26 protein-coding genes are annotated in these 23,146 nt (G+C 50.4%); 25 read left to right on the forward strand and 1 reads right to left on the reverse strand.

Going from position 1 to position 23,146, the window contains the following annotated elements; all coding sequences use genetic code 11:
- Positions 1-180: 180 nt before the first annotated feature.
- From HJV72_RS00700 to HJV72_RS00710, 3 genes are read left to right on the forward strand one after another with little or no spacing between them, the layout of a single operon-like run.
- Positions 181-813: a TetR/AcrR family transcriptional regulator gene (locus HJV72_RS00700; RefSeq protein ID WP_208067875.1), complete on the forward strand. Its 633-nt coding sequence runs from the start codon at positions 181-183 to the stop codon at positions 811-813.
- Positions 800-1,699: an ABC transporter ATP-binding protein gene (locus HJV72_RS00705; protein ID WP_208067877.1), complete on the forward strand. Its 900-nt coding sequence runs from the start codon at positions 800-802 to the stop codon at positions 1,697-1,699. The genes HJV72_RS00700 and HJV72_RS00705 overlap by 14 nt, the downstream gene beginning before the upstream one ends.
- On the forward strand, positions 1,696-2,493 hold the full coding sequence (locus HJV72_RS00710; RefSeq protein ID WP_208067878.1) for an ABC transporter permease subunit: 798 nt from the start codon (positions 1,696-1,698) through the stop codon (positions 2,491-2,493). Before HJV72_RS00705 ends, HJV72_RS00710 begins: the two co-directional genes overlap by 4 nt.
- A gap of 14 nt (positions 2,494-2,507) precedes the next feature.
- Here the strand turns inward: HJV72_RS00710 and HJV72_RS00715 are convergent, their stop codons facing one another.
- On the reverse strand, positions 2,508-3,686 hold the full coding sequence (locus tag HJV72_RS00715) for a metallophosphoesterase (protein WP_208067879.1): 1,179 nt from the start codon (positions 3,684-3,686) through the stop codon (positions 2,508-2,510).
- A 154-nt stretch (positions 3,687-3,840) separates the two neighbouring features.
- On the opposite strand from HJV72_RS00715, the gene spoIIIAA reads away from it, so the two are divergent.
- From spoIIIAA to glgA, 22 genes are all read left to right on the forward strand, one after another.
- Positions 3,841-4,791 (forward strand): stage III sporulation protein AA, encoded by a 951-nt coding sequence (gene spoIIIAA / locus HJV72_RS00720; protein ID WP_208067880.1) that lies wholly within the window; start codon positions 3,841-3,843, stop codon positions 4,789-4,791.
- 6 nt (positions 4,792-4,797) lie between these two features.
- Positions 4,798-5,316: a stage III sporulation protein AB gene (locus tag HJV72_RS00725; RefSeq protein ID WP_208067881.1), complete on the forward strand. Its 519-nt coding sequence runs from the start codon at positions 4,798-4,800 to the stop codon at positions 5,314-5,316.
- A gap of 11 nt (positions 5,317-5,327) precedes the next feature.
- Positions 5,328-5,522, forward strand: a complete 195-nt coding sequence (gene spoIIIAC, locus HJV72_RS00730; RefSeq protein ID WP_208067882.1) for a stage III sporulation protein AC — start codon at positions 5,328-5,330, stop codon at positions 5,520-5,522.
- Positions 5,523-5,543: 21 nt separating this feature from the next.
- A complete protein-coding gene (locus HJV72_RS00735; protein ID WP_208067883.1) occupies positions 5,544-5,930 on the forward strand; it encodes a SpoIIIAC/SpoIIIAD family protein in 387 nt (128 codons plus the stop codon).
- Positions 5,927-7,144: a stage III sporulation protein AE gene (locus HJV72_RS00740; RefSeq protein ID WP_208067884.1), complete on the forward strand. Its 1,218-nt coding sequence runs from the start codon at positions 5,927-5,929 to the stop codon at positions 7,142-7,144. The genes HJV72_RS00735 and HJV72_RS00740 overlap by 4 nt, the downstream gene beginning before the upstream one ends.
- A gap of 9 nt (positions 7,145-7,153) precedes the next feature.
- Positions 7,154-7,513: a stage III sporulation protein AF gene (locus tag HJV72_RS00745; protein ID WP_208067885.1), complete on the forward strand. Its 360-nt coding sequence runs from the start codon at positions 7,154-7,156 to the stop codon at positions 7,511-7,513.
- The gene (locus HJV72_RS00750) at positions 7,500-8,105 is read left to right on the forward strand and encodes a stage III sporulation protein AG (protein WP_208067887.1); all 606 of its coding nucleotides are present in this window, start codon (positions 7,500-7,502) and stop codon (positions 8,103-8,105) included. The genes HJV72_RS00745 and HJV72_RS00750 overlap by 14 nt, the downstream gene beginning before the upstream one ends.
- 28 nt (positions 8,106-8,133) lie before the next feature.
- Positions 8,134-8,772, forward strand: coding sequence for a SpoIIIAH-like family protein (locus HJV72_RS00755; RefSeq protein WP_066575694.1), 639 nt, complete (start codon positions 8,134-8,136; stop codon positions 8,770-8,772).
- Between the two features lie 206 nt (positions 8,773-8,978).
- Positions 8,979-10,580, forward strand: coding sequence for a peptide chain release factor 3 (locus HJV72_RS00760; RefSeq protein ID WP_208067889.1), 1,602 nt, complete (start codon positions 8,979-8,981; stop codon positions 10,578-10,580).
- Between the two features lie 100 nt (positions 10,581-10,680).
- Positions 10,681-11,064, forward strand: coding sequence for an Asp23/Gls24 family envelope stress response protein (locus HJV72_RS00765; RefSeq protein ID WP_208067890.1), 384 nt, complete (start codon positions 10,681-10,683; stop codon positions 11,062-11,064).
- On the forward strand, positions 11,065-11,463 hold the full coding sequence (nusB, locus tag HJV72_RS00770) for a transcription antitermination factor NusB (RefSeq protein WP_208067892.1): 399 nt from the start codon (positions 11,065-11,067) through the stop codon (positions 11,461-11,463).
- Positions 11,464-11,480: 17 nt separating this feature from the next.
- Positions 11,481-12,689 (forward strand): exodeoxyribonuclease VII large subunit, encoded by a 1,209-nt coding sequence (xseA, locus tag HJV72_RS00775; RefSeq protein ID WP_208067894.1) that lies wholly within the window; start codon positions 11,481-11,483, stop codon positions 12,687-12,689.
- Positions 12,682-12,906, forward strand: coding sequence for an exodeoxyribonuclease VII small subunit (gene xseB / locus HJV72_RS00780; protein ID WP_208067896.1), 225 nt, complete (start codon positions 12,682-12,684; stop codon positions 12,904-12,906). The genes xseA and xseB overlap by 8 nt, the downstream gene beginning before the upstream one ends.
- Complete coding sequence (locus HJV72_RS00785) at positions 12,896-13,798, forward strand: polyprenyl synthetase family protein (protein ID WP_208067898.1); 903 nt, start codon at positions 12,896-12,898, stop codon at positions 13,796-13,798. The genes xseB and HJV72_RS00785 overlap by 11 nt, the downstream gene beginning before the upstream one ends.
- A 15-nt stretch (positions 13,799-13,813) precedes the next feature.
- Positions 13,814-15,688, forward strand: a complete 1,875-nt coding sequence (gene dxs, locus HJV72_RS00790; RefSeq protein ID WP_208067900.1) for a 1-deoxy-D-xylulose-5-phosphate synthase — start codon at positions 13,814-13,816, stop codon at positions 15,686-15,688.
- Positions 15,685-16,494 carry a TlyA family RNA methyltransferase gene (locus tag HJV72_RS00795; RefSeq protein WP_208067902.1) on the forward strand — a complete coding sequence of 270 codons (810 nt, stop codon included), beginning with the start codon at positions 15,685-15,687 and terminating at the stop codon, positions 16,492-16,494. The genes dxs and HJV72_RS00795 overlap by 4 nt, the downstream gene beginning before the upstream one ends.
- Before the next feature lie 23 nt (positions 16,495-16,517).
- Positions 16,518-17,351: an NAD(+)/NADH kinase gene (locus tag HJV72_RS00800; protein WP_208067904.1), complete on the forward strand. Its 834-nt coding sequence runs from the start codon at positions 16,518-16,520 to the stop codon at positions 17,349-17,351.
- A 4-nt stretch (positions 17,352-17,355) separates the two neighbouring features.
- Entirely contained in the window at positions 17,356-17,805 is a 450-nt protein-coding gene (gene argR, locus HJV72_RS00805) for an arginine repressor (protein ID WP_066575736.1), read from the forward strand.
- Between the two features lie 8 nt (positions 17,806-17,813).
- Positions 17,814-19,505, forward strand: coding sequence for a DNA repair protein RecN (gene recN / locus HJV72_RS00810; protein WP_208067906.1), 1,692 nt, complete (start codon positions 17,814-17,816; stop codon positions 19,503-19,505).
- Positions 19,506-19,633: 128 nt separating this feature from the next.
- Positions 19,634-20,698 (forward strand): SpoIVB peptidase, encoded by a 1,065-nt coding sequence (gene spoIVB / locus HJV72_RS00815; RefSeq protein ID WP_208067908.1) that lies wholly within the window; start codon positions 19,634-19,636, stop codon positions 20,696-20,698.
- 118 nt (positions 20,699-20,816) lie between these two features.
- Positions 20,817-21,608 (forward strand): sporulation transcription factor Spo0A, encoded by a 792-nt coding sequence (gene spo0A, locus HJV72_RS00820; protein ID WP_208067910.1) that lies wholly within the window; start codon positions 20,817-20,819, stop codon positions 21,606-21,608.
- 64 nt (positions 21,609-21,672) lie between these two features.
- Positions 21,673-23,115 carry a glycogen synthase GlgA gene (gene glgA, locus HJV72_RS00825; protein ID WP_208067912.1) on the forward strand — a complete coding sequence of 481 codons (1,443 nt, stop codon included), beginning with the start codon at positions 21,673-21,675 and terminating at the stop codon, positions 23,113-23,115.
- Positions 23,116-23,146 lie beyond the last annotated feature (31 nt).

Consider the following 23,146-nt stretch of genomic DNA (forward strand, 5'->3'; position numbering starts at 1 on the left):
CCTGTCGAAAAGGGCCAGACCCTCCAAAGCAAAGGGGACAGACCTCAGGGGTCTGGCCCCCTTGCTTTATCTGGAAACTTTTGCGGCAGGGGGGTTGTAAAAAATAGTCAATCAGGTATTGTATAGATAAGGGATGACCGATGTGGTCAAACCGGTCTGAATAATGTAAGGGGTGAGACGATGAATGAGAAGTTCTATACGCTTCCAGAGGAAAAGCAGCAGAGTATCATCAATGCGGCTATGGAAGTGTTCTCCCAGAATGAGTACAAACGGGCGTCGACGGATCTGATTGCATCCAAGGCGGGCGTGTCCAAAGGGTTGCTGTTTTATTATTTCCATAATAAGAAAGAGCTGTACTTATACTTGTATGACTATGTGATGGAAGTGATGAAAGAACAAGTCGTAGATAAGAAGTTTAAAGAGATAACGGATTTCTTTGGGCTGCTTTCCTATGCGTCCGAAAAGAAGGTCAAAGTGCTGCGCAAGAATCCGTACATAACAGACTTTGCCATGCGTGCATTTTATTCAGAGAAGGAAGATGTGTCGGATGACCTGAAGCAGATCAACTTATCTCAGATAGAGGTAATGTATCAAATGTATTTCGGCAATATCGACGCCTATAAGTTCAAAGACGATGCAGAGCCGTACACGGTCATGAAGATGCTCATATGGATGGCGGATGGCTACCTGCACGACCTTAGGATGTCGGGGAAACCGATGGATGTAGATATGCTGCTAGAAGAGTTCGACCGATGGATGGATATGTTTAAAAAGCTCGTATATAAGGAGGAATACTTGGATGGGCGTGATTGAAATCAGCAATATAACAAAAGACTATGGAAAAGGGCGGGGCGTCTTCGATGTGAGCTTTTCCGTAGAAAAAGGTGAAGTCCTCGGCTTTCTCGGTCCTAACGGGGCAGGCAAGACTACGACGATCCGCCAGCTCATGGGGTTCATCAAACCTGACAGCGGAAGCCTGTCAATCCAGGGGATGGACTGTTTTAAAAAGGCAGATAAGATTCAGAAATCAATCGGATATCTTCCGGGAGAGATTGCATTCATAGATTCTATGAACGGCATGGAGTTCATAAGGTTTGTGGCGAAGATGAAAAAGATGAAAGGGCTGGACCGGGCACACGAACTGATGGAGCTGTTCGAGCTGAACGCGTCGGGAAAGCTGAAAAAGATGTCCAAGGGGATGAAGCAGAAGATAGGAATCGTCTGCGCCTTCATGGACACGAAGGCAGACATCCTGATTCTTGATGAGCCGACGAGCGGGCTGGATCCGCTCATGCAGAACCGGTTCGTGGAGCTGATACTCGCCGAAAAGAAACGGGGCAGGACGATTCTCATGTCTTCTCATATGTTCGAGGAAGTTGAGCGTACCTGTGACCGGGCGGCAATCATCCGGGACGGCAGGCTCGTCGCGGTGGAAGATATGGAGAAGCTGAGAGAGGGCAGGCAGAAGACGGTGGAAATCACCTTTCTGGAACCAGTGATGGCGGCAGAATTCGCGTCCGGTTTTCCAAAGGCCGCCTGTCAGGACGGATCCAGGACAGTGACCGCGAGAGTCGGCCGGAATCTGGATACCTTTATAAAAAAGGCCGGCATGTATACGGTGACCGACCTGAACGTGCGTACGCAGAGCCTGGAAGAATTCTTCCTGCATTTCTACGGAGAGGGGGATATGGAATCATGAATACAACGTTATTTAAAAAAGAAATAAAGTCTAACTGGATACTTCTCGTCATCTTTCTGGCGGTGCTCAGCATGTATGGCAGCATGATTACCATGATGTTCGACCCGAAGATGGGAGACGGCCTTCGTGCGATGGCAGACAGTATGCCGGGCATGTTCGCGGCATTCGGAATGACGAATGTGGGAGCCACCCTGCTCGAGTTCGTGGCAAGCTATCTGTACGGCGTACTGTATGTCGCTTTTCCGGGCGTCTTTATCATAATCCTGGCAAACAGGCTGGCAGCACGCTATGTAGACAACGGCTCCATGGCATACCTGCTGGCGGCACCGGTGAAAAGGTGGAAGATTATGCTGACACAGGCGCTGTTCCTTCTGCTGTGCCTTGTCATCATGGTCGGCTTTGCGACCGGGCTGATTCTTATAGTCAGCGAAGTACTGTTTCCCGGCGAGATGGATATGAAAGCATTCCTGCGGCTCAATACGGGCCTCCTGGGCCTGCTCGTATTCTTCGGCGGGGCGGGGATGTGCGCTTCCTGCTTCTGTAATGAATCGAAGAATGCTTCCGCCATAAGCACGGCTGTCGTAGTATATTCCCTTCTGCTGCAGATGATATCCAGGGTGGGAGAGAAGTTTGAAAGCCTGAAATATGCCACCCCATTGACACTGTTCGATATCGACGGGCTGAGCGCCGGTGACGGCGAGGCATGGCTGATGTGTGCTGCCCTGTATGTGGCGGGAATCGTACTGATGACCGCCGGCATAGCTAGATTCAGCAGAAGAGACCTGCCGCTTTAAGCGGCAGGTCTCTGTTATCGGAAGGACACATCAATGGCACATATCTCACTTTTCGTACCGACCCTCATATTCGGGCCGAATACGCCGACACCGGAGGTGACGAAATTGTGCATCTTCCCTTTCTTCAAGTATCCATATGCATTTTCCCACATAAGCTTTATCGTCACGTTGCCGGGGAACATCTGTCCGTCGTGGGTGTGGCCGCACAGATCCAGATCCACCCCTGCCTGTGCAAGCTCATCCAGCTCCTTCGGCTCATGATCGATGACGATGACGGGCTTGTCCATATCCATGCCTTCTGTCAGTTCCACGGCAGTCCTGCGCTCGTCAATTCCCCTGCCGGGCCGCTCTTCATCCGCCCTGCCATACAGATAGAAGGAATCCTCGACAAGCACCCCTTCGTCCCGGAGCAGGGTGATGTTAGAATCGGCCAGGAACTGGTCCATACGGGGGTCGCTCACTTTCTTTTCGTCATGGTTGAACGTAAAGCCGGCGAGGATCTTCTCCTGTACATCGTGATTCCCGTAGCAGGCATATACGCCATAAGAGCTTTTGATGCCCCGTAGTGTCGTAGCGATTTTATCCGGGTCGTCCAGGGCATCGAAGTCATTGTCGAAGAAGTCGCCGGCAATGACGACGAGGTCTGGATCTTGCGCGTTTATCTTTTTCACCATCTGCTCCATCTCATAATTACCGGTGTTGTATCCAAGATGCAGGTCGGCGGTCAGCACGACTTTCATGGAATGGATATCTCCGGCATCTTTATCAATCGCCACGTCATATTCCGTCGTACGGATATGTTTCCCATTTAAGAAGCCGTATACGCTGACAGACAGTATGACCGCGATGCAGACGGTACCCGCCGTGACAAAGGTGCGGCGGGATGAGAGCCGCTGCCGGTCAACCTTGACAACATATTTCAGAATGATGCGGATAAGATCGGCGGCCGCTACGGTCAGCAGGATGTAGCACACGGTTCCGAACCAGATGTTCGTGAGCGTCTTGAGCCATCTCACGGGCCAGAAAAAGGAAAGGAGGATGGAAAGGGCAAAGAAGCTGTAGACGACAAGCACGGCCGCCCGGACCGGACGTTTCTTGAAATGGCGGGTGCAGGCACCCATCCAGCGGATGAGCCAGCAAAATACATATATGTTCAGAAGTATATAGACCGGAGCAAGAAAAACAGCAATCATGATATGCGTACCTCTCTTTCTCATTTTATCTTTCGCTGAATGCCCTCAGCCGGCAAGGGTACGGATACTCTGCCATCTGAGGGCATTAAGATTGTAACATATTTGGGAATAAATTGAAAGGCTGTACATATATTGTGTAAAGAGGTGGACAAAGATGCAAAGAGACAGGATATTGAAGGTGCTGCCCATGAAGGTGCGCCGGCTCATCGATGAAGAACAGCTCCAGTTCGACTATCTGCAGGAGATCAGACTGAGGACAGGCAAGCCGCTTCTTATGGTTTACCGGGGAGATGAGCTTATGGCAGGGCCGGGACGTGGCAGACCCTACATCGTTACAAAGGAGGATATCAGGGAAATGATGGGATATATCAGCAATTACTCGCTGTATGCATATGAACAGGAGATGAAACAGGGATTCATAACGATCGAAGGAGGACACAGGGTGGGAATGACCGGACAGGCAATCATAGAAGACGGTAAAGTAAAAAATATAAAATACGTATCTTCCGTGAACCTGCGGATCGCTCATGAAGTGCTGGGATGTGCGGATGCAGTATTCCCTTATGTCTCTTGTAACAGGCAGCTATGCCATACGCTCGTCATATCGCCGCCCAGGTGTGGCAAGACGACGCTTCTCAGAGATATGATACGCCAGATATCGGACGGAAATGCATGGGTGAGGGGGATGTCGGTCGGAGTGGTGGACGAACGCTCTGAAATCGGGGGATGCTATATGGGGGTGGCCCAGAACCATCTCGGGATGCGCACGGACGTACTGGACTGCTGTCCAAAGGCAGAAGGCATGATAATGCTCATACGGTCCATGAGCCCGGAGGTGCTGGCGGTGGATGAGATCGGGGCCGCGGAAGATGTACATGCTGTCGAATATGCCATGCACTGCGGATGCAAGATGCTTGCCAGCATACACGGCGCGTCTATGGAGGAGATAAGGAAGAAGCCGCTGCTTGGCAGGCTCGTACAGGAAAAAAGGTTTGAGCGGTACATCGTGCTTGGCAGCCACCTGCATCCCGGACAGATAGAAGGAATATATGACGGCCGGGGGTCCCTTCTGTATGAAGAGCAGCCGGCGGGACAAGGGGTGTAGGCGGATATGTTGAAGATAGCTGGCGGGCTGCTGCTCATTGCGGGGACGACGCTGATGGGGATGAGAGCGGCGTCCGGAATTCAGGATGAGTACAGGCAGATGCAGTATCTGCAGCAGATCATCTATATGCTGCAGAGCGAGATACGTTACAGCAGAGCTTATCTCGGTGAGGCGTTCCTCCATATCAAGGAACAGGTCCGGGAACCGTACGCGGGCTGGCTTTTCCAGATGAGCCGGAGCATGGACAAAAGAGAAGGCGGAATGTTCTCCGATATATGGGAGACGGAGACGGAGGCATATCTGTCGGTATCCGGGCTTCCGCAGGAGGAGAGAAGACGGCTGGCGGCCCTGGGGGGAAGGCTTGGGGCGGCAGACATGGATATGCAGGTCAAGACGCTGGAACTGTATCAGGAACAGTTGGCTGTCTCCATGTCGGAAAAAAGAGAAGGAATGAGGACGAAGATGAGATTATGCCGCTGCCTTGGAGTCATGAGCGGCATATTTCTGACAGTCCTGCTTATATAGAGGAGGCGTGTATGAGTGTTAATCTGATATTTAAAATTGCGGCTGTCGGGATACTGGTATCGGTACTGAGCCAGGTATTGAAGCACAGCGGAAGGGAAGAGCAGGCTTTTCTGACAAGCCTGGCAGGACTGCTTCTCGTACTGTTCTGGATCATACCGTATATCTATGACCTGTTCGAGTCGATCAAGAAGCTGTTTTCACTTTAAATATATAAGAGGGGTTGCCATATGAATATGATTCAGATAGGAGTCATAGGGGTAGTAGGGACGCTGCTTGCCATACAGTTCAAAAGCGGCAAATCAGAATATGGCATCTATATCAGCGTGGTGCTGAGCCTGTTCATCTTTTTCTGCATCATCAGCAGGCTGAACATCATCGTAGATATGATGCGCACGATCAGCAGCTATATCAATATGGACACTGCCTATATCGGGACGCTGATCAAGATGCTCGGCATCACATATGTAGCGGAGTTTTCCTCCGGCATATGCAAGGATGCAGGTTACCAGACGATTGCGGTGCAGATTGAGATATTCGGGAAGCTGGCGGTGCTCGTGCTGAGCATGCCGGTTCTGATGGCTCTTCTGGAGACGATAAAGGAATTTCTGTCATGAAAAAATGTATATATATAGTTTTCGCCGTGCTGCTGCTGTCAGCTTGCGGCCTTGCCGGCACCGGCAGCATAAAAGAAGTACAGGCCCAGGAAAGCCAGGAAGGCACGGATCAGAAGGAAAAGGAAGAGGACGGCAGCGGGGGGCAGGATGACCCGGGTGCGGTCGAGAAGCAGATTATCAGCCAGTTTGATTTTGATGATATCGATGATTCCCTAAAAGAACTGTTTCCGGAAGAGCGGCTCGACTTTAAAGAGACGCTTATGGCTGTCATCTCCGGGGACATGTCCCTGTCGGCAGACCTGCTGAACAGGCTCGTGTCAGATCAGCTTACCTATGTAGTGCGCAGCAACAAGTCGAATCTCATACATATACTGCTCATTGCCATTATCGCAGCCGTGTTCACGAACTTTTCTAACGTATTCCAGAACAGGCAGATATCAGAGGTGAGCTTTTATATGCTGTATCTGCTGTTAATCGCGCTCTGCCTGAACTCGTTTGAAATTGTCATCGACTGGGTAGAGGGGGGCATCGATAATCTGACCTCGTTCATGGGCGTATTCTGTCCGCTTTACTTTCTGGCGGTCGCAATCGCCAAAGGGAGCGTGACGTCCATCGCATTTTTCAACCTTGTCCTGTTCCTCATATATCTCGTTGAGATGGTGATTGTGAATTTTCTGCTGCCGGCAGTCCATATATATATCATGGTCAAGGTAATAAATTATCTGTCTTCCGAAGATTATCTGAGCAGGCTGGCAGAACTGCTGCAGGTTGTCATCGTGTGGACGCTCAAGACATTGCTTGCGTGCATCATAGGGCTGAATGTGATACAGGGACTTATAAGCCCGGCCATCGACACGGTAAAAAGGAGCGTCGTCACGCGGGGAGCCGAGGCAATCCCCGGGATAGGAGACGCCATAGGGGGCGTGACAGAAGTCGTGCTCGGAACGGCAGTCCTCGTAAAGAACGGCATCGGCATGACAGGGGCAGTCATCTGCATTGCGCTCTGCGTCGCTCCTCTGATCCAGACCGGCATCGTCGTCATCATGTATAAGCTTGTGGCGGCTCTGATCCAGCCGGTGTCCGACAAACGGATCGTGGGGTGTGTAGAGAGCGTGGGGGACGGGTGCCAGATTCTGATGCGCGTCGTGTTCACGGTCGGACTTCTGTTCCTTCTGACGATAGCCATCGTATCGGCAGTGACGAGTGGAGTGTAAGGAGGCATTATGTTTCAATATCTATATGAATGGATCCAGAATATCGCTTTTTATATGGTGCTTGTCATGGCAGCCGTACAGGTGCTCCCTAATACGGGCTACAAAAAATACATACGGTTCTTTACAGGGTTGGTGCTCATACTGATGCTTGCGACACCGATATTCAAGCTTTTTGGAATGGATGGGAGGCTGGCAGACGTATATGACAATGAAGCCTATAAAGAAGAGATAGAGCGGATAGAAGATTCTACAACATATCTTAATGACGTGGATGCATCCGAGTATCTTGGCACTGGGGAGGAAGAGGATGAAGACGAGGAGACCGGAAAGGGGACGGTAGAAGTGGAGGAGATTCATGTTGGAAGATAAAAAGAAATGGATGGTGAAGATCAAGGAACTGATTCCAGGAGGGAAGCTTAAGAAAGACCAGATTCTCATCATACTCCTGGCCGGCATACTGCTGCTCGTCATCGCTATTCCGTCCGGCTCGGGAAGCACGGGCAAAAGCAGCAGCCGGTCGGGAAGCGCAGATTCGGCATCGTACGGTTCGGATGCCGCGCGAGATTCCTACGCGCGCGAAATGGAGGCGCACCTGGAGGAAGTGCTGTCGCAGATGGCGGGGGTAGGCGATGTGACGGTGATGATAACGCTCAAATCATCTTCCGAGAAGGTGGTGGAGAAGGATGTAGAGGGAGAGTCAGAGTCGGTGACAGAGTCGGACAGCCAGGGCGGCAGCAGGACGACGCAGAATTCGACCCGCGGTGAGACGACCGTATATGACGGTGGCAGCGCCCAGGACGGGTCTCCTTATATAAGCAAAGAGATAAGCCCGCAGGTGGAGGGGGTGGTGGTGCTGGCATCCGGCGGGAATAATGCGGTCGTCGTTCAGAATATAACTGAGGCAGTTCAAGCATTATTTGGCGTAGACACGCATAAAATTAAGATAATGAAGAAGAATTAAAAGAAGTGGTGAATTAGGAGGGTGAACAGTGAAACGAATATTTAGGAAAAACCAGGTGATTATTGCTGCTCTTGCTGTTATGATTGCCGCTGCGGGATATCTGAACTATTCCGGCAGATTATTCAATGACAAGGATAAGACCACTGAGACGAGCGGAGAGCTGGCTAATAAAGAGCTTCTGGACATCTCAGATGAGGACCTGGCAAGCGCGTCGGGAGACATCCAAAGCCAGGACAGTGACAGCGAAGGGAAAGACGGCAGCGTAGACGGCACTCCCGGCGAGGCTGTACTCACAAACGGAGATGCCAGCGCGGTAGTTGCCGAGGCAAAAGTGACAAGAGAACAGGTGCGTGCCAAAAACAAGGAATCTCTCATGGAGATTATCGACAATGACAAGCTGAGCGACGAGCAGAAAAAAGATGCCGTGAACCAGATGGTTCAGATGACGGACCTGACAGAAAAAGAAGCGGCAGCAGAAACCCTTCTGGCATCCAAAGGCTTCAACGAGGCGGTCGTGAGCCTTACGGCAGAAAGCGCTGATGTCGTCGTCAATGCGGAAGAATTAAGCGACGCGAACAGGGCACAGATTGAAGACATAGTATCCCGCAAGACGGGAATAGACGCGCAGAACATAGTGATTACACCGGTACGCTCTGACGGTAAATAGCCGGTGGCATGGTAAGAAGAAGTATTGCTGCAGCATGAGGCATAGTCGGCCATGACTATGCCATTTTGCTGTCCGTATCTTCGGCAAAGCAGCGGAAAATTTCAATTGTAGATCAAAAGCGGGTATGTTATACTGACTAATGGTGTTTGATTGGGATATACTTACGATATATCCATTTGGAACGGATTAAAATTAGGAGTGTAGATATGCCACAGATGAATAATGAAATCAAAAACGAGATAAAGAAGAGGCGGACGTTCGCTATCATCTCACATCCGGATGCGGGCAAGACTACGCTTACGGAGAAGTTCCTCCTGTATGGCGGGGCAATTAACACGGCGGGGAGCGTAAAAGGCAAAGCGACCTCGAAACATGCGGTTTCTGACTGGATGGAAATCGAGAAGGAGAGAGGAATCTCGGTCACCTCATCCGTACTCCAGTTCAATTACGACGGGTACTGCATCAATATACTTGATACGCCGGGGCATCAGGATTTCTCCGAGGACACTTACCGGACGCTTATGGCCGCCGATTCGGCCGTCATGGTCATCGATGCGTCAAAGGGTGTGGAGGCACAGACGAGAAAGCTGTTCAAAGTCTGTACGATGCGCCATATCCCGATATTTACATTTATCAATAAGATGGACCGGGAGGCCATGGATACGTTTGAGCTTCTGGACGATATCGAGCAGGAGCTTGGAATCGCCACATGTCCGGTCAACTGGCCGATAGGCTCGGGAAAGAACTTCAAAGGGGTGTATGACCGCGCAGAAAAGGAAGTGGAGCTGTTCTCTGACACGAAGAAGGGGACGACACAGGGGGAAGTGCGGAAGGTAAAGTTCAATGACCCAGAGATTGCATGGCTTATAGAAGATTCCCAGAGGGTGCAGCTGGAAGAGGAGATGGAACTGCAGGACGGTGCCGGCGCGGAATTTGACCAGGAGCTTGTAAGCCGGGGGGAGCTTTCCCCCGTGTTTTTCGGTTCTGCCCTTACGAACTTCGGTGTCGAGACATTTCTTCAGCATTTTCTGAAGATGACATCATCTCCGCTTCCGAGGAATGCGGACAAAGGTGAGATAGACCCGATGGAGGAGCCGGATTTCTCAGCGTTTGTCTTTAAGATCCAGGCGAATATGAATAAAGCGCACCGTGACAGGATTGCATTTATGCGTATCTGCTCCGGGGAGTTCGAGGCAGGCATGGAAGTATACCATATGCAGGGAGGCCGGAAGGTCCGTCTGTCCCAGCCACAGCAGATGATGGCAAGCGAACGCAAGATAATCGATAAAGCATACGGGGGAGATATCATAGGTGTGTTCGATCCGGGTATCTTCTCTATCGGAGATACGCTGACTACATCCGCAAAACGGTTTGCATATGAAGGCATACCGACCTTCGCGCCGGAACATTTTGCACGGGTGCGGCAGGTGGATACAATGAAGCGCAAGCAGTTTATCAAGGGAATCAGCCAGATAGCCCAGGAAGGCGCTATCCAGATATTCCAGGAATATAATACGGGCATGGAAGAAATCATCGTCGGGGTCGTTGGAGTGCTGCAGTTCGATGTGCTCAAGTACAGGCTGGAGAACGAGTACAATGTAGAAATCCGCATGGACAGCCTGCCATATGAATATATCCGCTGGATAGAAAATGAGGATATAGATATGGCGAAGCTTACGGGAACGTCTGACATGAAGAAAGTCAAGGACTTAAGAGACCGGCCGCTGCTTCTGTTCGTCAATGAATGGAGCATCCGCATGACACAGGAGCGCAACGAAGGGCTGGTACTTTCCGAATTTGGCCGCTAAACTCACTTGTTCGTCTGTAAATGTTCAATATAGTTTGCAAATAAGTGCAAATTTGTTATAATAAAAAGAAGCGTAAAACCAGACAGGAGGTTTATGGATTATGGGAAAAGAAGAGAGAGATGCATATACGATAAAAGCAGATGAGAATCTGGGCGAAGTGAAGATTGCCGACGAGGTAGTGGCTATCATCGCCGGCCTCGCAGCGATGGAAGTGGAAGGCGTGGCGTCTATGGCGGGCAATGCCACGAGAGAGCTGATAGGGAAGCTTGGCATGAAGTCCCTTTCCAAAGGTGTGAAGGTGGATGTGCTGGAAGGCATCGTGACGGTCAGCCTTGCCTTGAACCTGAAGTACGGCTACAGCATCAAAGATGTTACAGGCAAGGTACAGGACAAGGTTAAGACCGCAATCGAAAACATGACAGGCCTTGACGTGGCTGATGTGAATATCCGCGTGGCCGGAGTACAGATGCCGGAGGAAGCATAAGTGAAGAGAACACAGTTGAGAGAGCATATCTTCAAGATGGTGTTCTGTATGGATTTCTGCCCGGAAGAGGAGATGCCGGAACAGCTTGCGCTCTATACGGGGCAGCTTGAGAGTGCCGGAGAGGAAGACTTGGAATACATCAGTGGCAAATCGAAGAAGATTGCGGCAAGGACAGAAGAGATCGACAGGCTTATCAATGAGCATGCCACGGGCTGGAAGACGGGCAGGATGAACAAGGTTGACCTTACCATTCTCCGTCTCGCCGTATATGAGATGAAATGGGATGAGGATGTACCGACTGGAGTTGCCATCGATGAGGCAGTAGAGCTTGCGAAGAAATACAGCAGCGAAGATGGGCCCGCATTTGTCAATGGCGTGCTTGCGAAGCTGGCTGATTAACCGGGAGTAAGTGGACGATGCAGAATGTATATACAGTAAAGCAAGTGAACGCATACATTAAAAATATGTTTACCCAGGACTACATGCTCGGCCGCATCTACGTGAAGGGCGAAGTCTCTAATTGTAAATATCACACTTCGGGACATATATATTTTTCGTTAAAGGATGAGTCTGGAACGATTGCCTGTGTCATGTTTGCAGGGCAGCGAGGCGGGCTCTCTTTTCGTATGGGCGAAGGTCAGCAGGTTATCGTGATGGGGGCCGTGAACGTGTACGAGAGGAGCGGCTCCTATCAGCTCTATGCGAAGGAAATCCGGCTTGACGGGGAGGGCGTCCTGTATGAGAAGTTCCAGATGCTGAAGCGTGAGCTGGAAGAGATGGGGATGTTCGCTTTGGAATATAAGAAGCCGATTCCGGCCTATGCACAGAGGATCGGCGTCGTCACTGCGCCCACCGGCGCTGCGGTGAGGGACATCATGAATATTGCCAGGCGGCGCAATCCATACGTACAGCTTATCCTGTACCCTGCCAGGGTGCAGGGAGAAGGAGCGAAGGAGAGCATCGTGCGCGGCATCCGGATGCTGCAGCAGGCGGAAGTGGACGTGATGATTGTCGGCCGGGGCGGCGGTTCTATCGAGGACTTGTGGGCATTCAACGAAGAAGAAGTGGCACGGGCGATCTTCGACTGCACTGTGCCGGTCATATCTGCGGTAGGGCATGAGACGGATACGACGATTGCGGATTATGTGGCGGACCTGCGGGCACCAACCCCGTCGGCCGCGGCAGAGCTTGCGGTATATGATTACGGGAAGCTGAGCGGGGAACTTGCAGAGGCAAAGGTGCGGCTGTCCCGGCTTATGAGGCAGAAAATCCAGTTGGAAAGGCTGCGGATGAGGGAATATCAGACAAAGCTTAAGTATCTGCACCCGGAACATAAGCTCAGAGATCTCAGGCAGAGGCTTTCTGATATGGAAGACAGGCTTCGCGGGGGGATGGAAGGAAAGCTTATGGACGCCCGGCACAAGCTGGCCGTATATGTGGAGATGATGAAGGGACTGTCGCCTGTCGGTAAGCTGAACCAGGGCTATTCGTATGTCCAGGGAGCATCAGGCAGGGCGGTAAAGAGTATCCGGGATGTAGAAGAGGAGGACAGGCTGTCTGTCTATGTGACGGACGGAATCGTATATGCGGTGGTAGAAGGGATGAAGGAGGAAGAACATGGCTAAAGCAGAGAATGAGACAAAGGAGCGGTCGCTGAATGATATCTTCGGGGAGCTGGAAGAAGTGATAAAAGGTCTGGAAGCAGAAGACGTATCGCTTGAGGATTCCTTCCACCTGTATCACAGCGGCATAGATATGCTCAGAAAGTGCAGCGACAAGGTAGATAAGATTGAGAAAGAGATGCTCGTACTGGATGAAGAGGGAGAGACGCATGAATTCTAAAAATGATTTTAATATACAGAGTACACGCAAGGTGCAGGAGATAGAGACGATGCTTCAGAACTTCCTTCCGAAGCAGAAAGGGTATCAGAGCATCATCATGGAGGCTATGTCCTACAGCCTTCTGGCGGGTGGCAAACGGCTCCGTCCGATGCTCATGAAAGAGACGTACGACTTGTTTGACGGCAAGTCGAAGGCGCTGGAGCCGTTCATGGCATCGATCGAGATGATCCACACGTATTCTCTCGTGCATGACGATCTGCCGGCCATGGACAATGACGAGTACCGGAGAGGACGCAGGACGACCCATGTAGTCTACGGGGAAGATATGGGTATCCTGGCAGGTGATGCTCTGCTCAACTACGCATTTGAGACAGCATTCAAGGCTTTCGTCACAGAGCCGGAGGACAGCCTGCTCATAGGAAGGGCGCTTGGCGTGCTCGGGGAGAAGGCCGGCATCTACGGGATGATCGGCGGACAGGTGATTGATGTCAAAGAGACGGGGCATGCGATCTCCAAAGAGGTGCTCGACACGATATATGAGCTTAAGACTGCCGCCCTGATCGAAAGCGCCATGATGATTGGCGCTATACTGGGGGGAGCTTCGGAAGAAGAAGTAAAAGCGGTAGAACAGATTGCGAGGAATGTCGGAATCGCGTTCCAGATTCAGGACGATATCCTGGATGTGGTGAGTTCATCCGAGGTGCTCGGCAAGCCGGTGCACAGTGATGAAAAGAATGAAAAGACGACGTATGTCACGCTGCTTGGAATCAAGGAGGCGGCGAAGACGGTGGAAGAGCTGTCACAGAAGGCGGTGGGCCTGCTGCATCAGCTTCCGGGCGAGAATGCCTATCTGGAGCAGCTGCTCATGCAGCTGATCCACAGGGACAAATAGAGAGGGTGCCTGATTATGTTAGAACGCATACAGAGAGAAAATGATATCAAAGAGCTTGATATAGAGGAACTATATGAGCTGTCCGGCGAGATCCGCCGGTTTCTCATAGAGAAGATCAGCAAGACGGGCGGACATCTTGCGTCCAATCTCGGGGTGGTGGAGCTTACGATGGCCATGCATCTGATGTTCGACCTTCCAAAAGACAAGATTATCTGGGATGTCGGCCACCAGTCCTATACGCATAAGCTTCTCACCGGGCGGAAGGCCGGCTTTGAAGATTTGCGCAAATATGGCGGGATGAGCGGTTTTCCGAAGCGGAAGGAAAGTGAATGTGACGCCTTTGACACAGGCCACAGCTCCACGTCCATCTCTGCGGGCCTCGGCTATGTGGAGGCGAGGGATATCAGAGGGGAGGACTACAGCGTCATATCTGTTATCGGCGATGGCTCTCTTACCGGGGGCATGGCCTATGAGGCGCTGAACAACGCGTCCCACCTGAAGACGAACTTTATTATCGTGCTCAATGACAACCATATGTCCATATCAGAAAATGTCGGAGGCATGTCCAAGTATCTGGCCAAGCTGCGCACGGCAGATTTCTATACCGGACTGAAGAGAGGGGTTACGAACACGCTTCACAAAGTGCCCGTCGTTGGGGACTCTGTGATTGAAAAGATCCGCAGGACGAAGAGCAGCATCAAGCAGCTCGTCGTTCCGGGGATGTTCTTTGAAGATATGGGGATTACATATCTGGGGCCGGTGCCGGGACATAACCTGCCTCTTTTGTGCAAGGCGTTTAAGGAAGCAGGTAAGATTAACGGCCCGGTACTGCTCCACGTCCTGACGGAAAAGGGGAAGGGATATGGTCCCGCAGAGGAATTTCCGGAGAAATTCCATGGAATCGGGCCTTTTGATATCGAGACGGGAGATGCACTGTCGAAAAAGGGGAAAGATACGTACACGGATGTCTTTGGAAAGGTGATCTGTGACATAGCGGCACATAATCCGGATGTAGCTGCCATAACGGCCGCCATGGCGGATGGCACCGGGCTTGACCGGTTCCGGAGAATGTTCCGGAAAAGGTTCTTCGACGTGGGTATCGCAGAAGCTCATGGTGTGACATTTGCCGCTGGCTTGGCCGCGGGAGGGGTAAAGCCGGTATTTGCCGTATATTCTTCCTTCCTTCAGAGAGCTTATGACCAGATTATCCACGATGTCGCGCTCCAGAACCTGCCGGTCGTATTTGCGGTAGACAGGGCGGGGCTGGTCGGCAATGACGGTGAGACGCATCAGGGGATATTTGACCTTTCTTATCTGAGCAGCATACCGAATATGGTGGTCATGTCTCCGAAGCATAAGTGGGAGCTGGCTGATATGCTGCGCTTTGCGGTGGCATATGACGGCCCTGTAGCCGTACGTTACCCACGGGGGACAGCCTATGACCGGTACGAAGAATTCCGTGCGCCTGTCGTATATGGCAGGAGTGAGATGATATATGAAGAAGAGGATATCGCAGTCTTGAGCGTGGGGCATATGTTCGAGGAAGCGGTGGGCGTGTGGAAGTCGCTGAAAGAGAAGGGGTACCGGTGCACCCTTGCCAATGCCAGGTTCGTGAAGCCTCTGGATGAAGAGATGGTGGAGCGGCTCGGCAGAAATCACCGCCTGCTTGTCACGATAGAAGAAAATGTGCAGAGCGGAGGCTTTGGCGAGCATGTCCTCGAGTACGTATCGAGAAGAAAGGTTCCGCTTCACGTGCTGACGGCTGCGCTGCCGGACGATTATGTGGAACATGGCAATATAGACGTACTGCGCAAAGAGACGGGAATCGACCGGCAGTCGATAACGGAACGCATTATAGAAACATACACGAAAGTTGTGGAAGGCATATGAAAGAACGGTTGGATGTATTACTTGTAAAGAGGAATCTGGCGGCATCCAGGGAGAAGGCCAAGGCAGTCATCATGTCTGGCAGCGTGTTCGTGGAGGGCCAGCGGGAAGACAAGGCCGGCACTACATTTCCGGAAGAGGTTCAGATAGAGGTGAGGGGCAGCACGCTTCCGTATGTGAGCAGGGGCGGGCTGAAGCTTGAGAAGGCGCTTCAGAACTTTGAGGTAAGTGTGGACGGCAAGGTCTGTACGGATGTGGGGTCCTCCACAGGCGGCTTCACAGACTGCATGCTTCAAAACGGTGCGGTGAAGGTATATGCCATCGATGTCGGAAGGGGGCAGCTCGACTGGAAGCTCAGACAGGATACGAGGGTCGTATGCATGGAGAAGACGAACATCCGGTATGTAACGCCGGAAGACATCGGGGAGCCGGTAGAGTTCTCCTCCATCGATGTGTCTTTTATCTCTCTGACAAAGGTGCTGGAGCCGATTCGTAATTATCTGACGGATGACGGGCAGATTGTCGCCCTCATCAAGCCTCAGTTTGAGGCGGGAAGAGATAAGGTGGGGAAAAAGGGAGTTGTGAGAGACCCTGACACGCACATCGAGGTGATTGGAAAAGTAATCCGGTATGCAATGGCCATAGGATTTGCAGTGCTGAATCTGGAATTCTCTCCAATCAAGGGGCCGGAGGGCAATATTGAATATCTTGTCCATCTGGAAAAGTGTGGGGAAACAGACCGGATTTCTGATACGATAGATATTGAAAAGACGGTGGGACAGGCTTTTGACCTGCTGGCCAAAGGTTAATATAAGAATACTTGAGGGTACGTATGGACAGATTTTATATAGTGACGAACGATGGAAAGGATCCGGACCGCCATGTTACAGGAAAAGTAAAACGGCTTTTGGAAGCTGGCGGCAAGACTTGTATATTGTGTGAGAAAGATGAGCAGAAAGTGATTATTCCGGAGAGTGTGCCGGATGCCATTGACTGTGCGGTCGTCATAGGTGGAGACGGAAGCCTCATTGAGGTCGCGAGGCTACTCAGAGACCGGAATGTACCGGTTCTCGGCATCAACATGGGGACGCTCGGATATCTTACCGAAGTAGAGCTCTGCCATCTGGACGATGCGATGCGGCAGATTCTGCGGGGCGACTATGCCAAAGAAGAACGAATGATGCTGGAGGGAATATTTGAAGATGGGAGCAGCGATGTCTCCCTCAATGATATTGTCGTATCCAGAAAAGGGGAGCTCAGGGTCATCCATTTCAGGTTGTATGTGAACGGAGAGCTGCTCAATGCCTATGAGGCGGACGGTGTGATTATCTCCACGCCGACGGGGTCCACTGCGTATAATCTGTCGGCCGGCGGGCCTATCGTAGAGCCGACGGCTTCTATGATCGTGATTACGCCGATATGCTCGCACGCGCTTAATACGAGAAGCATCGTGCTGTCCGCTGAAGATGAGATCGTGATTGAGATCGGCAAGGGCAGGCATGATACGACAGAGGAAGTGTTCGTCACGTTCGACGGGGCGGACACGGTGAATCTGGATACAGGAAGCAGCGTTACAATCAGGAAGTCGGAAGCTGTCACGCAGATTGTAAAGCTGAGCCAGGTGAGTTTTTTAGAAACGCTGCGCAGAAAGATGAAAGGAAACTAACATCATGAAAGTAAACAGACATGCGAAGATTATTGAACTTATCAACAAATACCATATCGAGACACAGGAAGAGCTGGCGGATTACCTCACGAACGAGGGCTTCAAGGTTACGCAGGCTACCGTTTCCAGGGATATACGTGACCTTAAGCTTACCAAGGTTCCCTCCGAGAACGGAAAGCAGCGCTATGCAATCCACCAGAGCGCCCAGAGCGGCATGAGTGAAAAATATATGCGTGTGCTCAAAGACGGCTATGTCTCTATGGATATGGCACAGAACATTCTAGTCATCAAGACGGTGGCCGGCATGGCGATGGCCGTGTGTGCCGCCATTGACGCGATGAAGTGGAATGAGGTGGTGGGAAGCATCGCGGGAGACGACACGATTATGTGCGCAATCCGCAGTGTGGATGATACGGTCCGTGTTATGGACAAAATAAGCAAGATTGTCTTGTAGGAGGCAGTATGTTACAGAATTTACATGTGAAAAACCTTGCCCTCATTGATGAGATTGAAGTGGACTTCAAAGAGGGGCTTAATATACTTACAGGAGAGACTGGGGCCGGAAAGTCTATTATTCTCGGGTCTGTAAGCCTTGCGCTCGGCGGCCGGTACACGAAAGACATCATACGTGCGGGTGCGGATTATGGATTTGTAGAGCTTGCGTTTGTTGTGGAGAATGAGCGGCAGGCAGAAAAGCTGAAAGCGCTTGACATAGTTCCGGAGGAGGGAATGGTCGTGCTGAGCAGGCGTCTCATGGCGGGGAGAAGCGTGAGCAGAATCAACGGTGAGACCGTGCAGATGGGACTTCTAAAGGAAGTGTCCTCTATCCTGATTGATATCCATGGGCAGCACGAGCACCAGTCGCTGCTCTACAAGAAGAATCACCTGGAGATTGTAGACGCATTTGCAAGAGACTATATCGGCTCTGTGAAGGACGAGACGGCCCGGGCGTATCATACTTACAAGGCGCGCAGAAAAGAGCTGGAAGAGGCGGATATGGATGAGGCACAGCGTGCCAAGGAGCTTGCCTTCCTTAAGTTCGAGGCGGACGAGATAGAGAAGGCGGAGCTTAAGCCGGGGGAAGATGAGGAGCTGGAGGCTTTGTACCGCCGCATGGCAAACGGCAGGAAGATTGCCGATGGTGTCGCCGAGGCATATACCTTTACAAGCGAAGGGGAATCCAGCGCGAGCGAAGCGCTCAGCAGGGCCATACGTGCGCTCTCCGAGGCGTCTGAGTATGACGGGCGTGCGCAGGAGCTCTATAACCAGCTTGTGGAAGTGGACAGCCTGTTGAACGATTTCAACAGAGAGTTGTCCGATTACAGCAAATCGTGCGAATTTTCTGAAGAAGAATTCATAGAGGCGGAGAACCGTCTGAATGAAATCAATCATTTAAAACAAAAATACGGGAATACTATAGATGATATTCTGGCTTACGGCAGGGAACAGCAGGACAAGATTCAGAAGCTTGAGGATTACGAACAGTATATCGATACGTTAAAAAAATCTTGCGACAGGGCGGAAAAAGAGCTGAAGAAGCAGGCAGGCAGGCTGAGCCGCCTGAGGAAAGAACAGGCGGCGATTCTGGAGAGGGCGATTCAAGAAGGTCTGCTGGAACTGAACTTTGAAGATGTCAGTTTTGCAATTCATTTTGAGGAGCTGTCTGACTATACGGTCCAGGGTACGGATGAGGTGGAATTCATGATATCGCTCAATCCGGGACAGCCCGTGAAGCCGCTCATCAACGTGGCCTCAGGCGGCGAGCTGTCCAGAATCATGCTGGCGATTAAGACCGTGATGGCGGACAGGGACGATATAGAGACGTTGATTTTTGACGAGATTGATGTCGGAATCAGCGGACGCACCGCACAGAAGGTGTCCGAGAAGATGGCAGTCATAGGCAGGAAGCATCAGGTAATCTGCATCACCCATCTCGCGCAGATAGCTGCAATGGCGGACTGCCACTTCGTCATCGAAAAGACGGCCACCAAAGAAAGCACCAGGACAGATATCCGGCCGCTGACAGAGGAAGCGTCAGTAAACGAGCTGGCAAGAATACTCGGCGGGGCCAAAATAACAGAAACCGTAATGGAAAATGCCAGAGAAATGCGGGAACTTGCAAAACAGACAAAAAAATCCAGAGTGAAATCCTGAAAAACTCATATACTAAGACAGACATGAAAGTGTCTGTCTTTTTTCGATATTGTCATAGGGGTCAGACCCCTGTCGCGACAGGGGTCTGACCCCTATGACAATTCTATACAATTTCAGGAGGGTTTGGTATGCGGAGATACTGGTACAAGAAAATACTTATCATTATTGTTACTTTCACGATTGCGGTGGGCGGAAGCTATTATCTTATCGAGGACCAGCACAGCCAGCTGAGGCAGGAGGTGAGCGCCAGCGCTGAGTCCAAGCGTATGGTGATTCCCGGTGGGATGCCCATCGGCATCTATCTGGAGACGGAAGGGGTGATGGTTCTCGGCACGGATGCGGTCACTTCCGTAGACGGAATGGATTATGAGCCGGCGGCCCATCTTGTGAAATCAGGCGATTATATCGTGGGCCTGGACGACGAAGAGATAGGCAGCAAATCAGAACTGATAGCAGCGATGAAGAAGCTGGATGAGGACGAGGTCGTGCTGAAGGTGCGCCGGACGGACAAGTACATCGATATCAAGCTGAAGCCGGTTCAGTGCGGCACGAGGGATTATAAGCTCGGCATATGGGTACGCGACAATGCACAGGGGCTCGGCACGATTACCTTCCTGAACACGGACAGCCAGTTTGGAGCCCTTGGGCACGGGATCCACGATGTGGATACGAACGAACTTCTGGAAATCAATGACGGAACACTTTACACGACGAGCATCAAAGACATACAAAAGGGTGAGAACGGCGTTCCGGGAGGCATGGAAGGCATTATCATCTACAATAACTATAACGTGCTCGGCAGCATAGAGAAAAATACAGAATCTGGAATATTCGGGCGTATTGAGCGGATTGATGCGCTTTTTTCGGATCAGACGCCGATTGAAGTCGGGAATAAAGACGACATCAAAGAGGGAGATGCTGTCATACGATGTTCTGTTGACGGCAAAGTAAAAGATTATGATATTCGTATTACAAAAATCGACAAAAACGCCAAAGAAGTGAACAAGGGAATTGTCATCGAAGTTACAGATTCGGAGCTCCTTAAATTAACGGGAGGAATCGTACAAGGCATGAGCGGAAGCCCGATAATCCAGAATAACAAATTAATCGGGGCGGTTACCCATGTGTTCGTTCAGGATTCTACGAAAGGGTATGGCATTTTCATAGAGAATATGTTGGATTATGTAGATTAGTCTGTAAACTGTCGATTGGTGTCAAGTTTTTACGACAGTAATTTCTTGCTTTGCTATATGGCGAAATATATAATAAATTCTGACGGTTTTTATATGAGGAAGGGAGGCTTTACGCCAAATGGGAGAGATAAACGTAGCGATAGCCGACGACAATGAGAGAATCTTGGATTTGCTTGGCGATATCATAAGCAATGACAAGGAGCTTACGCTTGTCGGTAAGGCGAATAATGGGGAGGACATGTATGAGCTTATTAGGCAGAAACAGCCGGATGTTGTCCTGTTGGACCTGATAATGCCGAAAATGGACGGTCTGAGTGTCATGGATCTTGTCAACGAAGATAAGGAAATTAAGAAACACCCGGATTTTATTGTCGTAACAGCGGTAGGACAGGAAAGAATTACAGAAGATGCCTTTAAGAAAGGCGCGAATTACTATATCATGAAACCGTTTAACAACGATATGGTACTGAACAGGATAAAACATGCGAACCATGTAATAAGACATGAGATGAAGCAGATGTCTCCGGGCGAAACAACTTTAAACCGTCAGCCGGAAGTTAATCTGGAAACGAGAGTAACAGACATGATACATGAGATTGGTATACCGGCCCATATCAAAGGATACCATTATCTGAGGGATGCAATCATTATGGCAGTGGAAGATATGGATGTGTTGAACGCCATAACGAAAGTTCTGTATCCAACAGTAGCTAAGATGCACCAGACGACAGCAAGCAGGGTAGAAAGAGCGATACGCCATGCGATCGAGGTTGCGTGGAGCAGAGGAAAGCTGGATACGCTCGACGACTTGTTCGGGTATACAGTAAGCAACGGAAAGGGAAAACCAACGAATTCAGAGTTTATCGCATTGATTGCGGATACAATTCGCTTGGAATATAAAAACAGATAAGACTTTCCTTCTGAAAAAAAATACGGTATAATAATACATATCGTGAGGTTGGGAGGAAATTCTGATGGAAAAAATATTATTTGCGGCTTCTGAGTCAGTACCTTTTATAAAGACCGGGGGGCTGGCCGATGTAGTCGGTTCTTTGCCAAAGTACTTTGATAAAGAAAAGTATGACGTACGAGTGATGTTACCGAAGTATATGTGCATGAAGGATGAATGGAAAGAAAAACTGACGTACTGTACCCACTTCTATATGGATCTGAACTGGAGGACACAATACGTTGGGATACTGGAATTAGAATACGATGGAATTACGTTCTATTTTATAGATAATGAATACTACTTTAATGGATTTACACCATATGGGGATATGTATTCGGATATTGAAAAGTTTGCATTCTTTTCAAAAGCAGTTCTCAGCGCACTGCCGCTGATCGATTTCAGACCTGACATTTTGCACTGCCATGACTGGCAGAGCGGTCTCGTCCCGGTATACCTGGATAATTTCCGATATGGAAATGAATTCTACAGGGGCATAAAGACAATCATGACCATACATAACCTGAAGTTTCAGGGAACATGGGATACGAAGAGAGTAATGGATATAACCGGGCTGCCGAGATATTACTTTGCACCAGATAAGCTGGAAGCGTATAAAGATGCCAATTATCTCAAGGGCGGCATCGTATACGCTGACCGGATTACGACAGTGAGCAGCTCTTATGCAGAAGAGATTAAGACACCGTTTTACGGAGAGAAGCTGGACGGGCTCATGAATGCGAGAGCCAACAGCCTGTCCGGTATCGTGAACGGTATTGACTATGAAGACTATAATCCAGCGGACGACCCGCACATTGAGAGGAATTATACGGTAGACAATTTCCGAAAGGAAAAGGTGAAAAATAAGATTGCGCTTCAGAAGGAGCTGGGTCTGGAAGCCGACCACCGCGTGATGATGATCGGAGTCGTGTCAAGGCTGACAGACCAGAAGGGATTCGACCTGATATCTTATGTCATGGATGAACTGTGCCAGGATGCAGTACAGCTCGTGGTACTTGGCACGGGTGCAGAGCAGTATGAAAACATGTTCCGGCACTATGCCTGGAAGTATTCGGATAAGGTATCTGCAAATATATTCTATTCAGAGCCGATGTCCCATAAGATATACGCTTCCTGCGATGCGTTCCTGATGCCGTCACTGTTTGAACCTTGCGGACTGAGCCAGCTCATGAGCCTGCGATACGGGACGGTTCCGGTTGTAAGAGAGACGGGCGGCCTGAAAGACACGGTGGAGGCATATAATGAGTTTGAAAAGACGGGTACCGGATTCAGCTTCATGAACTACAATGCCCATGAGATGCTCGGTACGATCCGCTATGCAGAACGTATCTATTACGATAAGAAGAGAGACTGGAACAAGATAGTGGAAAGAGGCATGCAGAAGGATTTCTCCTGGAAGAATTCTGCAAAGCAATATGAAGATTTATACGAAAGCATACTCTGTTAGCAGCAGTGGGGAAGATTACATCAAGAGGAGA

Origin of the sequence: Extibacter sp. GGCC_0201 (genome assembly GCF_017566055.1) — a bacterium.
In the GTDB taxonomy this organism is placed as follows: Bacteria; Bacillota; Clostridia; order Lachnospirales; family Lachnospiraceae; genus Extibacter.